This window comes from Candidatus Korarchaeota archaeon NZ13-K, assembly GCA_003344655.1.
Classification (GTDB): Archaea; Korarchaeota; Korarchaeia; order Korarchaeales; family Korarchaeaceae; genus Korarchaeum.
This window is the reverse complement of sequence record MAIU01000031.1, coordinates 1-11,223: the sequence shown is the minus strand read 5'-3', so window position 1 is coordinate 11,223 and position 11,223 is coordinate 1. Positions and strand designations below refer to the sequence as shown.

Sequence of the window (11,223 nt, the reverse complement as noted above, 5' to 3'; positions counted from 1 at the left end):
CTCAAGGCCCTGAACGTGTTGAGGAATATCGATTCCCCGCCAAGGAGAGCCCTCTTCAGGGATCTAAAGACTCCCCCGTATGCTCCGGTCTGGACCTCGAAGTCGGGGCTCATGAATATGAGCGCGCCTGCCTCGGCCGTGACGCTCTCCCCTGGACTCAGGCTCAACTTGAGGAGGCTGTAGCTGGGCCTGGAGGTGATCTCGTATCTCATGCAATCCCCCGAAGTTCCCCTTAAAAATGATTAAGATTAATGAGAGGGGGATCAGGAGGGGGCCTTCACCTCATTCAGGATGAGGGCAAGGGACTTCCCGAAGAAGATGGAGGAGAAGACCCCGAATATAGCGCCACCCACCCAGGGTATGAGGCTGCCCACAGCCGCGGCTATCAGAAACACCACGAACATCACAAATAGCCACACGAGGTAGTTCGCGAGACCAACCCTCCCTATCAGCTGCCAGTTCTCGCTGAAGGCGAATATCTTTGAGAAGTCCCCCGTCCTCACCATGTTGCCCACGGCCATGACGCCGATTATCATGGATATGAACAGGAGCACGAGGCCGATCACCGAGAGGGCTGAGAGCTGAAGGGGGAAGAGCGGGACGAAGGGCGCGTGAAGGTAGAAAGGCATCGAGGCCAGGGCCCCGATGATAATTATTATCGCGGGAATTATCGCGTACACCAGGACAGCTGCCAGCACCAGCAGACCATCCACGAACAGTTTCCCGTAATCGGATAGTTTCGGTGGCTCCTCCGGATCCTCCCTGATTATCTTGGCCGTGTAACCCAAGAAGATTATGTTCACCACCGGTATGAGGTTGACCGCTATCAGGAGGATCAGGTTGCCCACATCGCTGAACAGCTTGCCCGTGAAGGAGGCCGCTCTGTTCAGGTTCTCTCCCAGCTCCATGAGAACACCCTCTTTCACCCAATCCCAGTTCTATATAAAAGTTTCTAAACATCATATGTGTTGAATTTTTACATTATGATCCCGACTGCCGGCGAGGGGATCTAGATCAGCGGGGGATCTCTCACGGCATCCCCAGCCTCTCCCTGAAGTAATCCAGCGCGTATATCGCCGCAGCGGGGTTATGACCCGTCACCCTATCCTTCGCGATGAGGTAGGTGACAGGGGCCCTCGATCGCATGATGAAGAGCGTGTCGTGGCCGACGCACAATCCGATTATCACGTTCAGCTGGGTGCCGATGTCATTCAGGAGCTCGGCCTGAACCAGCGGGTTGCAGATGGACTCATGGGTCCCGGGCTCGAGCTTATCGTCCTCGCTCAGTCCCATCAAGCTCTTATCGATGCCCCCGCATTTGCAGCACACGGAGTGCACCTCGAAGCCCCTGCTCTCCAGGTACTCGTGAACCTTCCTCGCCTCCTCGCTGAGCCCTATGCAGAAGGCGATCCCTATCCTGCTGAGACCCAACCTTCCGGCGAACTCAGCCACCTCCCTGAGCCTGGGCCAGAGGCAGTAGCCCTCCTTCTCTATCTTGGAGGCTGCTAGGTGCATCCTCCTGACGTCATCCCTCTCATACCCCCTCATCGCCCTCGCTATTGCGTCGGGGTGCGTGTTGATGGGGCAGGAAGCGGGCACCTCGGAGGGGTTGGAGTAGCAGTTCTTCACCATGCAGAGAGCGCACCTCAGGGGATGATCCCTCTTATTCATCAAAGACCCCCAAAAGATCACTGGGAAAGAGAAATAAAATCCTCATCTCTTAAGGGGAAGGTCCTATTCCTCAGAGCCTAATAAGCTCCCTCGTGGTCCTGGTCAGCCTCTCTCCCCTCCCCCCGACGATCGCCACGTCGTCCTCTATCCTTACCCCGAAGGAGCCCTCAAGGTAGATCCCTGGCTCTATCGTGAACACCATCCCCTCCCTCAGCTCAGTCCCGCTGTTAGGGGCTATGTAAGGCTCCTCATGAATGTCGAGGCCTAGGCCGTGGCCCGTCCTGTGGGTGAAGCGCTCCCCGTACCCCCTGCTCGCTATGAATCCCCTGGCAGCGGCATCCACCTCCCCAGCCAATGCGCCCTCCCTGACGGATTGGAAGGCCCTCTCCTGGGCCTCCCTCACCACCTCATAGACCTCGATGAGCCTCTCGGATGGTCTCCCTATCGAGAAGGTCCTCGTTATATCCGAGCAGTAGCCCCTGTACCTGGCCCCGAAGTCTATTATCAGGACGTCGCCCTCGGAGATCCTCCTCTCGCCTGGCGTGTGATGGGGGTTCGCTCCGTTGGGCCCCGAGGCCACTATCGCATCGAAGGACCTATCGGCTCCCAGCTCCATCAGGAGGCTCTCTATCATCCTCACCACCTCCCTCTCCCTCCTTCCCCTCAGGTCCTCACTCATCAGCCTCTCGATGGTTTCATCCGCCATCCTCGAGGCCTCCCTCATAAGCCTCAGTTCCTCCTCGTCCTTCACCATCCTGAGCCTCGAGATCAGCTGGCTCAGGGGCCTCAGGTCATATTTCCTGAGGAATCCGTAGAGCCTGAGTAGGTGGACGGCCTGCATCTGATCATCCACCGCTATGCTTCCGGCTCTCCCGAACATCCTCTCGATGATCTCCCTCATCATCTCATAAGGATCCTCGGAATCGCTCCATATCCTCACGTCCTCTATCCAGGTCCCCCTCAGCTCGTTCTCATAGAGCTTAGGTGCCAGAAGGGAGACCTCACCCTCCGAGGAGACTAGGAGCGTGAAGAGCCTCTCGAGCGTGGCGGCCGGCGACAGACCGGTGAGGTAAAGGAGGTTCGATCCCGGGGATACTATCGCCCCTGAGATATCAGATTCCCTCATCAGATCGGCCAGCCTGCTCAACCTCTCCCTGAATCTGGCAACCATCGTGGCCACCGGAGGCCGTGCCCATGGAAAAATATAAAGGGGGATGGTCATCCTCAGCTCATGAGAAACCTGGAGAGCCTCAGATCCTTATCTTCGGCGCTAGGACCCAGAGAACCCTCACTTCCTCATTCCCTATGTTCTCTATGTAGTGGGGCGTTCCCTTCGGGTTCAGGAGGAGATCCCCGGGCCTCAGGATCAGCTCCTCCCTATCCGTGCAGAACCTCAACGTGCCGGATATCATGAAGGATAGCTCATCGCTCTCGGGATGCGAGCTGAAGCCCTGGGGAGGATACCTCTCCCCGGGCCTCACCACGGCAACCCCCGACTGCAGTATGTCACCAGTCAGCAGCTCCAGCACGTGATCCTTCACGCCTCGCCAGAACTCATCCGATAAGTTTATTCTCCTCAAGCTCACCATCAACGCCTCCCTTTCATCTCCCTCCTGAGCCTCTCGGTGGTCTCTGGATCCACCTCCAGCGTCTCGGGGTTTATCTCGCCCCCGTGCGCATCCACCTCTATATTAAAAATTTTTTAATCTATACCTCGAGCCGAAACGCCCTTTCGTGTCCCAGGAACCCGCTCCGAGGGTCTCAGGGAGAACTAGAACATGTGCACCCGACCCCTAGAACCCGATCCGGGTGATGCGGTCGCGGGGACTCCCCCTCAGGGGGGTGCGCATTCAACGCTGACAGCGGGATCGGGTGCTCCCCTTCCAAGTATTCAACATGCCGTACGAAACTGTTAAATATTTAGTAGATAGAAATACACATAGGTTGTCATGGAACGACACTACACAATGAGGGAAGCGGCCAAGATTCTAGGCGTTTCGGTCAGGACGATCCAGCGATGGGATAAAGCGGGGAAAATCGGGTGCGTTAGAACTCCTGGCGGTAAGAGGAGAGTTCCAGATTCGGAGATAAGGAGGATACTCGGTCTGAGTGAAGAGCGGATCGTAGTGGGATATGCTAGAGTCTCCTCAAGATCACAAAAAGACGATTTGGAGAGGCAGGTTCGTGCTATAAGGGAATACGCAGACCAACGGGGCTACAAACTGGCCGAGGTGATCGCAGACATAGGTTCGGGCTTGAATGAGCGGCGCAAAGGATACCTGAAGCTGCTAGATATGGTGTCTGGGCGTGAAGTTAACAGGGTGATAGTCACTTACCCGGACAGGCTGACTAGGTTCGGCTTCTCGACGCTTAGGAGGCTGTTTCAAGTTTTCGGGACAGAGATAGAGATGATCAGCGAGAGGGAGAGGACACCAAAGGAGGAGCTGGTGGAGGATCTCATAGCGATAGTGGCTCACTTCGCTGGCAGGCTCTACGGCAGGAGGTCTCACAAGTACAGGAGGCTAGTTCAAGGGGTGAGGCGGATTGTCTCAGGGTGAGGCTCTCAAGAGCTACGCCGTGCCAATAGAGGCGCCCAGAGACCTCATAGACGCTTACCTGGAGGTCAAGCGCAAGGCGCTGGAGATGGTTATGGGTTACGTATCCTACAGCTCCAAGGGCAAGGCTAGGCTCCGGCTGAAGGCCGAGGAGAGGCGCGAGATAAGGAATCAACTACTGAAGGGCTGGCCCTACGTCAGCCACTACGTTGACTCAGCCATAAACTCGGCCATAGGCTTGGTGAAGGGCTGGATAAAGCTCCACAACAGGGGAAAGGCGAAGAAGAAACCTGAAATCACGAGGAGAATTGTTTACATAAAGAGCACGCTGTTCAGGGTTAAGGGCGATAGGCTGATCATCAGGATAGTGGCCAGGGAGCGCTACCTGGAGGTGGACCTGTCGAGGTTCGGCTACCTGCCCAAAGACTACGACTCCATCGGCGGCTTGCTCATGACCGACAACAGGCTCTACATCACGTTCAAGCGCTCCTCAAAGCCGAAAGAGCCTAATGGCTGGTCAGCTTTCGACGTGAATGAGGTGAACGTAACTGAGGCGAGGGACGGCCACGGATTGATCAGGTACGACCTCAGGGAGCTTTACCACATCCACACGGTCTACGAGCTGAAGCGCCGCAGAATACAGTCGCTGAGGAAGACCCACCCCAAGCGCTCAAGGAGGCTCATGGCCAAGTATAGCAAAAGGGAGAGGAACAGGGCTAATGACCTCCTTCACAAACTGACCACCACCATAGTAAGGGAGCTGACCTCCCTCAACTACGGGATCATCCTGGAGAACCTGAAAGGAATAAAGGAGAGGACTACCAAGAGAGCGAGCAGGAAGGTCAGGCGCAGACTGAGCAAGTGGGACGCCCGCACATTTCAGTTCATGCTGGCCTACAAGGCTAGGTGGTTGGGCTTACCAGTCAGGTTCGTGAACCCTACATACTCCTCCAGAACCTGCCCCGTGTGTTCAGCGCCTCTGAAGGCCTATCGGGGCAGGCTCATGCGTTGTGAGGGCTGCGGCCTCGTCATAGATAGGGATGAAGCTGCGGCCCTCAACCTTCAGATGTGGGGCGTCAGGGGTTCCCCCGAAAGGGGCGGAGCTACGGTGATGATGCCCAAACGGTTGTTGGACAAAAGCCCACATTTTCTATGAAAGTCCAGCAACCGTGAACCCCTGCTGGTGATGCCTGCCAGCGTGAGCCTGGAGAGGGTCCTGATACTGAAGGCCTATGGTGCGGATGTCATACTCACTCCCCCGGAAAGGGGGACCGACGGGGCCATACTGGAGGCCAGGAGGCTCTATGAGAGTGATCCCGAGGCCTACTTCATGCCCAATCAGTTCGACAATCCGGCCAATCCGAGGGCCCACTACGAGACGACCGGACCCGAGATATGGCATGACACCGATGGGAGGGTGACCCACGTGGTGGCTGGTCTGGGGACCAGCGGGACCCTGATGGGGGCGGGGAGGTACCTGAAGGAGAGGAACCCCAAGATCGAGGTGATAGCCGCGGAGCCCGAGGTGGGACACAGGATACAGGGGCTGAAGAGCCTGAGGGAGGCGATCGTCCCGGGAATATACGATGAGTCCATCATCGACAGGAGGATAGAGGTGAGCACCCAGACGGCTTACGAGTGGGCGCTCATGTTGACGAGGCAGGAGGGCATATTTGCAGGCCAATCTTCCGGTACAGTCATGTATGCGGCCGCTAAGGTGGCCGAGGAGATCGATAGTGGGCTCATAGTTGCCGTGCTCCCGGATCTTGGGTTCAAGTACGTGAGTGGCCCACCCCACTATGATGAGAGGGTCGTGGAGAAGGTGCTGGAGGCCAGGAGGAGCGGTGAAGTCGTGAGGATCTGAGGATCTGCTATCAAAGTTCTCCTTTGGGTCTCATAATCTCAAGGCTCCGCGGCGCACCACTCCCCACATTTGGAAAAGTTTTTTAAGTGATAACTGCGCTTAGGCGCGAGGGCGCCGGGGGAGCTGGGGTAAACCCGGCTGAGAGGGCAGCTTGCGTGCTGCCGACCCCTAGAACCTGATCCGGGTAATGCCGGCGTAGGGAGAGCGCCCTTCTCCTTATGCTGGCCCCCTCCCTCCCGGCGTCTTCGGGAGGGGAAGCATGAGAGAGGGAAGAGGTCTCCTGAGGGCCCCTCCGGAGTGGGGGGTTGAGCCCGTCAGGGAGGAGGTGAGGATACTCAGGGGGATAGATTTCTTCTTCCTCTGGTTCAGCCTGGGGGTTGGCCTGCTGGTCCTGCAGGCGGGGGCTCTCCTGATGCCCTCCCTCACCATAGGGCAGGCCCTCCTAGTATCCTTAGCTGGCTCCCTGGTGGGGAGCCTGCTCCTGGCCCTGGCCGGCATCCTGGGGTCCAAGTACGGGGTCCCCACGATGGTCTCTCTGAGGCCTATCTTCGGCACATACGGCTCCTACCTGGCCACCTTCCTGAACTTCCTCCAGCTCGTCGGATGGACCGCCTTCGAGCTCAAGGTCATGATGGACTCCGCCTCGCTGATATGGGGTGGGGAGGACCTCAGGGCCCTGTGGCTCCTGTTCTTCTCCCTCGTGGTGCTGGGACTTGCCCTGGGAGGGCCCCTGGCTTTCGTCAGGAAGTGGATAGAGAGGTTCGCCGTCTGGCTCGTCATGGCGTCGACCTTGTGGATAACATATCAGGCCCTCAACCGGGAGCTCGGCCCCACGGGCACGGGGGAGATGCCCCTCACCCTAGCTCTCGACCTGGTCATAGCGATGCCCATCTCCTGGATGCCCCTCGTCTCCGATTACAACAGGTTCAGCTCCAGCGTCAGATCCGGTTTTCTTGGAACCCTGGTAGGCTATACGGTGGCCAACACATGGTTCTACTTCCTTGGGGCCGTTCTGGCGGCAATATCCGGACAGGCATTCGTTTCGGCCTCCATACTAGGACTTTACCTCGGTGGCGTTGCTCTCGTGGCGATACTCGTGGATGAGACAGACAACGCCTACGCAGACGTCTACTCCTCAGCGATCTCTCTCCAGAACGCCTTCCCGAGGCTGAGGCAGTGGAAGATAATCCTGGTGGTCATGGTGATATCCGCCCTCCTGGCCTACTGGGTGCCTCTAGCTAACTACGAGTGGTTCCTCCTCATGATAGGGGCCTCCTTCATCCCCCTCTTCGGGGTCGTCATCTCAGAATTCTTCCTCGTGAGGAGGGCCGACCTGAGCTTGGAGGAGTTCTACGAGAGAGCCCCCAGGCTTGTTGCCAGGTCAATAGCGTCCTGGATCCTGGGCCTGCTCACTTACTTCGCGATCGCCCTCCGGATCCCCGAGCTGGGAGCCAGCATACCCTCCTTCCTCGTCTCCCTCATCGCCCAGTACCTCATGGGGAGGTGGAAGCTTGGTCTGGATAGACCTTAAGAGGGTTCCGGTAGCTCTCACAATAGCTGGGAGTGACTCTGGTGGCGGAGCCGGTATTCAGGCAGATCTGAAGACGTTCGCCGCCCTGGGAGTTCATGGAACAGTTGCCCTAACTTCCATAACGGCCCAGAACACCAAGGAGGTCACAGCCATTCAGGATGTGAGCGTAGATGTCATAAAGGCGCAGATAGAGGCTGTGGTTAGTGACATCGGCGTGGATGCCGCCAAGACGGGGATGCTTCACACCTCAGAGATAATAGAGGCCGTCGCTGAGGAGGTTAGGAGGCATCGCTTCCCCCTTGTTGTGGATCCGGTCATGATAGCGAAGAGCGGAGCCCCCCTGCTGAGGAAGGAGGCCGTGAGGTCGCTAGTGGAGGAGCTCCTCCCCCTGGCCAAGGTGGTGACGCCTAACGCGAGGGAGGCCGAGGTAATCTCAGGCATCGAGGTGAGGAGCCTGGAGGACGCGAGGAGGGCCGCCAGGCTGATAGCCGAGCTCGGTCCCCAGGCAGTTATAGTGAAGGGAGGACACATTGAGAGCGATGAGAGCGTCGATCTGCTTTATGACGGCGAGTTCACGGAGCTCAGGGCCCCGAGGATCGAGAGCAGGAACACTCACGGCACTGGCTGCTCCTTCTCAGCAGCAATAGCCGCGGAGCTTGCTAAGGGTAGGAGCATAAGGGATGCCTTCAGGACGGCCAAGCTCCTGGTCACCGAGGCGATAAGGTACGGGATACCCGTGGGCGGGGGCCACGGGCCACTGAACCCGATGGCCCAGCTTTACAAGGAGTCCGAGAGGTACAGCACCGTGGTTAGGGTGGCCGAGGCCGTGAGGGTGCTTGAGAGCATAGAGGACGCCAGGAGGATAGCCCCGGAGGTTGGGATGAACGTGGCCATGAGCCTACCATACGCCGATGGTCCAGAGGATGTGGCTGCGGTCCCCGGGAGGATCCGCCTCGTGGGGAGGAGACTCAGGGCCTCGGCCCACCCGGAGTTCGGGGCGAGCAGGCACCTGGCTGGCTACATACTCACTGCCAGGGGCTACGATCCCAGCGTCAGGGCGGCCCTCAACATAGCTTACAGCGATGAGACGCTGGACAGGCTGAGGGAGATGGGCCTGAGGATCTCCTGGTACGACAGGAGGGAGGAGCCCCCTGAGGTTAAGGCCAGGGAGGGGGCGACCGTGCCCTGGGGGATGAGGGTGGCCGTGGAGAGGATAGGGCGCCTCCCCGACGTGGTGTTCCACACGGGGGACTGGGGGAAGGAGCCCATGATCGTCCTCATAGGGAGGGATGCCGTCTCACTGGCGGAGATAGTGAGGGAGGTGTCATCTTGAGGATCTCCATGAGGAAAGCGGTCCTCACCGGCGTCTTCTCAGCCTTAGGGGTTCTGATCTCCCCTCTCCTCTCCTTCCCCGTGCTCGTCTTCAGGGTTTACCCCGGGCAGCACATGATAAACGCGATAGCCGGCGTGCTGCTGGGTCCCTGGTGGGCCGCCCTCGCAGCGGTGATCGTGGGCACGATAAGGATAGCGCTGGGAACTGGAACGGTCTTCGCCTACCCCGGCGGCGTACCCGGGGCCATCGTGGTTGGCCTCTCCTCCTGGCTCTTAGGCAGGGCAGGGGTGAGGAGGGAGCTGGCGGCCCTGACCGAGCCTGTGGGCACCGTGCTGATAGGGGGAACGATAGCTACTTACATAGTCGCCCCGCTGATCGGGAGGTCCGTCCTGCTCCTGGCCACCTGGACCTCCTGGGCCATGAGCTCAGTCCCCGGCTGCCTGGCCGGCTACTTCATCCTGGAGGGGTTGAGGAGGATTGGGATCTCTCAGGATACCATCTCCTGAGCTCCTCCTCGGGAAGAGGACGCTGATAGTGGGGAGGGTGAGAAGCGGGAAGACCAGACTGACCGCTGAGATCCTGAGGGGGTTCATGGGGCTGGTCGGCGCAGGGGAGATCACGGTCATAGATCTGGCCCCCGAGAGGGGAGGCCTGGGACTCAGCCTGAGAGCTTATCTGGGCTTCCCGGAGGGGCTGAGGTACCTAAGGCCCGCTAGCGTCCGAGCCCCCAGGCTCGAGGGGAGGGATGCCGAGGAGGTGCTGAGGCTAGCCAGAGAGAACGAGGAATATATAAGACCTATCCTCCTCAATTTTCTCGAGAATCCCACTAAGATTCTCGTGATGAACGATATGACGATCTACCTCCACGCGGGCGACCTCGGCCTCATCCTCGAGTGCATGGGCTCGGTCGAGACCTTCCTGGGGAACGCCCACTACGGGAGGGGGGACTTCGACGATAAGGGGAGCGGGCTTAATGAGAGGGAGAGGCTCCTCATCGAGGAGCTCATGAGAAGGGTGGATGTCATACTCAAGCTTTCTCCTTGATCTTCGATGCTCCCCAGCCCTGCCGCTGTGAGGCCGCAGCATGCCACCTCGCGGGGTCCGGAGGAGCTTAAACTCATATTAATCTGAGCGCGGGCCAAGGCGCATGCCATCGCTCGAAGCTCGCACCAGGCTATCCCTGGTCTCACTCACGCTGGCTTACATAATCAACGCCCTACTGGCCGATCTGGGTAGGGGAGTGGCTGACCTCTCCATGCTCCTGCTGTTCGTGGTATCAGTCGCCCTTATGAGCTCAAGGATGAGGCTGATCCCCCTGCTTCCCCTCTTGGCCTCGGCTATCGGTTTCTCCTTCGAGTACATCGGCCTGAACTTCGCCCTCCCCTTCGGCAGCTACTCCTACCTGAGGCTCCGGGGGTTCGCCCTGCAAGGGGTCCCCGTGCCGGTGATCGTGGCCTGGGGGGTCTACGCGTACACCTGCTACCTCGCAGCCTCCCACCTGACCTCTGGGAGGATGAAGCTCCTCTCGGCCTCCCTCCTCATGGTGCTCCTAGATCTCGCCCTGGATCCCGTGATGGTGGAGCGGGGCCTCTGGAAGTGGAATGCCGGCGGTGAGTGGTTCGGGGTGCCCCTGACGAACTACGCGGGATGGTTCCTGGTCTCGATTCTCTCGATGGCGCTTTACGCCCTGATAAGCGGGGGAAGGGATCTAAACGTCAGGCTTCCCCATCAGGCCTACATCCCTTACCTCAGCAGCTACCTGGTGATCCTGATGAGCTCGGGCCCGGCATCAACCCTGCCTGCCTATCTGGCGTTCTCCCTGGCGCTACTGCCGCTCCTGAGGTGAGGCATGCCCCCCATCTGGGAGCGCCACCGCCTCGGAGCTCACATTTATTAACGCATCGGGGCATGGGATCTAGAGCGGAATGGAGGAGCTCGTGAGGGCATTCAGTGAGGCCATGAGGGCGGGCGCTTTTGAGGAGGCCGCCAGGATAGTGTTCATAGAGACGATAAAGCCGATCCTCGATGCCTTGAGTAAGCTCACGGAGAGCGTTAACAGGCTCATGGGAGGCTTGAGTGAGCTAGTTGGCAGCTCCGAGAGGAACTCCAGGAGCATAGCTGAGCTTGCCATGCTCACGAGCGAGAACGCAAAGGGCATAGCTGAGCTCAGGGAGATCTCCGAGAGGAACTCCAGGAGCATAGCTGAGCTTGCCATGCTCACGAGCGAGAACGCAAAGGGCATAGCTGAGCTCAGGGAGATCTCCGAGAG

At 58.9% G+C, this 11,223-nt stretch carries 14 protein-coding genes and 1 riboswitch; of the genes, 9 read left to right on the top strand and 5 right to left on the bottom strand.

Translation table 11 applies throughout. The features are described from left to right. The 5 genes from BA066_04585 to BA066_04565 form a co-directional block, all read right to left on the bottom strand. Positions 1-212: TIGR00266 family protein (locus BA066_04585; GenBank protein RDD53419.1), on the bottom strand; the 212-nt coding region annotated here is incomplete at its 3' end. A 51-nt stretch (positions 213-263) separates the two neighbouring features. Then, entirely contained in the window at positions 264-908 is a 645-nt protein-coding gene (locus tag BA066_04580) for a DUF4013 domain-containing protein (protein RDD53418.1), read from the bottom strand. Positions 909-1,029: 121 nt separating this feature from the next. After that, complete coding sequence (locus tag BA066_04575) at positions 1,030-1,632, bottom strand: DUF1847 domain-containing protein (protein ID RDD53422.1); 603 nt, start codon at positions 1,630-1,632, stop codon at positions 1,030-1,032. Between the two features lie 109 nt (positions 1,633-1,741). After that, complete coding sequence (locus tag BA066_04570; protein RDD53417.1) at positions 1,742-2,842, bottom strand: aminopeptidase P family protein; 1,101 nt, start codon at positions 2,840-2,842, stop codon at positions 1,742-1,744. Between the two features lie 79 nt (positions 2,843-2,921). Further along, a complete protein-coding gene (locus BA066_04565) occupies positions 2,922-3,260 on the bottom strand; it encodes a cupin domain-containing protein (protein RDD53416.1) in 339 nt (112 codons plus the stop codon). Positions 3,261-3,620: 360 nt separating this feature from the next. Between BA066_04565 and BA066_04560 the strand changes: the two genes are divergently transcribed. The 9 genes from BA066_04560 to BA066_04520 form a co-directional block, all read left to right on the top strand. After that, on the top strand, positions 3,621-4,229 hold the full coding sequence (locus BA066_04560) for an IS607 family transposase (protein ID RDD53415.1): 609 nt from the start codon (positions 3,621-3,623) through the stop codon (positions 4,227-4,229). Then, on the top strand, positions 4,216-5,382 hold the full coding sequence (locus tag BA066_04555) for a transposase (protein RDD53414.1): 1,167 nt from the start codon (positions 4,216-4,218) through the stop codon (positions 5,380-5,382). The genes BA066_04560 and BA066_04555 overlap by 14 nt, the downstream gene beginning before the upstream one ends. A gap of 30 nt (positions 5,383-5,412) precedes the next feature. Then, positions 5,413-6,090 carry a cysteine synthase family protein gene (locus BA066_04550; protein ID RDD53413.1) on the top strand — a complete coding sequence of 226 codons (678 nt, stop codon included), beginning with the start codon at positions 5,413-5,415 and terminating at the stop codon, positions 6,088-6,090. A 106-nt stretch (positions 6,091-6,196) separates the two neighbouring features. Then, a riboswitch (TPP riboswitch) is annotated at positions 6,197-6,310 on the top strand. A gap of 39 nt (positions 6,311-6,349) precedes the next feature. Further along, a complete protein-coding gene (locus BA066_04545) occupies positions 6,350-7,621 on the top strand; it encodes a putative hydroxymethylpyrimidine transporter CytX (protein RDD53421.1) in 1,272 nt (423 codons plus the stop codon). After that, positions 7,602-8,954, top strand: coding sequence for a bifunctional hydroxymethylpyrimidine kinase/phosphomethylpyrimidine kinase (locus BA066_04540; protein RDD53412.1), 1,353 nt, complete (start codon positions 7,602-7,604; stop codon positions 8,952-8,954). The genes BA066_04545 and BA066_04540 overlap by 20 nt, the downstream gene beginning before the upstream one ends. 8 nt (positions 8,955-8,962) lie before the next feature. After that, positions 8,963-9,460, top strand: a complete 498-nt coding sequence (gene thiW, locus BA066_04535) for an energy coupling factor transporter S component ThiW (GenBank protein ID RDD53420.1) — start codon at positions 8,963-8,965, stop codon at positions 9,458-9,460. Then, positions 9,432-9,998 carry a hypothetical protein gene (locus tag BA066_04530; protein RDD53411.1) on the top strand — a complete coding sequence of 189 codons (567 nt, stop codon included), beginning with the start codon at positions 9,432-9,434 and terminating at the stop codon, positions 9,996-9,998. Before thiW ends, BA066_04530 begins: the two co-directional genes overlap by 29 nt. A 103-nt stretch (positions 9,999-10,101) precedes the next feature. Further along, a complete protein-coding gene (locus BA066_04525) occupies positions 10,102-10,800 on the top strand; it encodes a carotenoid biosynthesis protein (GenBank protein RDD53410.1) in 699 nt (232 codons plus the stop codon). A gap of 79 nt (positions 10,801-10,879) precedes the next feature. Further along, the coding region (locus BA066_04520; protein RDD53409.1) for a hypothetical protein at positions 10,880-11,223 on the top strand (344 nt) is incomplete at its 3' end.

Excerpts from the sequence above, each read along its gene's own strand:
- BA066_04580 (RDD53418.1), bottom strand. The coding sequence starts at position 908 with ATGGAGCTGGGAGAGAACCTGAACAGAGCGGCCTCCTTCACGGGCAAG.
- BA066_04575 (RDD53422.1), bottom strand. The coding sequence starts at position 1,632 with ATGGTGAAGAACTGCTACTCCAACCCCTCCGAGGTGCCCGCTTCCTGC.
- BA066_04570 (RDD53417.1), bottom strand. The coding sequence starts at position 2,842 with ATGGTTGCCAGATTCAGGGAGAGGTTGAGCAGGCTGGCCGATCTGATG.
- BA066_04565 (RDD53416.1), bottom strand. The coding sequence starts at position 3,260 with ATGGTGAGCTTGAGGAGAATAAACTTATCGGATGAGTTCTGGCGAGGC.
- BA066_04560 (RDD53415.1), top strand. The coding sequence starts at position 3,621 with ATGGAACGACACTACACAATGAGGGAAGCGGCCAAGATTCTAGGCGTT.
- BA066_04550 (RDD53413.1), top strand. The coding sequence starts at position 5,413 with ATGCCTGCCAGCGTGAGCCTGGAGAGGGTCCTGATACTGAAGGCCTAT.
- BA066_04545 (RDD53421.1), top strand. The coding sequence starts at position 6,350 with ATGAGAGAGGGAAGAGGTCTCCTGAGGGCCCCTCCGGAGTGGGGGGTT.
- thiW (RDD53420.1), top strand. The coding sequence starts at position 8,963 with ATGAGGAAAGCGGTCCTCACCGGCGTCTTCTCAGCCTTAGGGGTTCTG.
- BA066_04525 (RDD53410.1), top strand. The coding sequence starts at position 10,102 with ATGCCATCGCTCGAAGCTCGCACCAGGCTATCCCTGGTCTCACTCACG.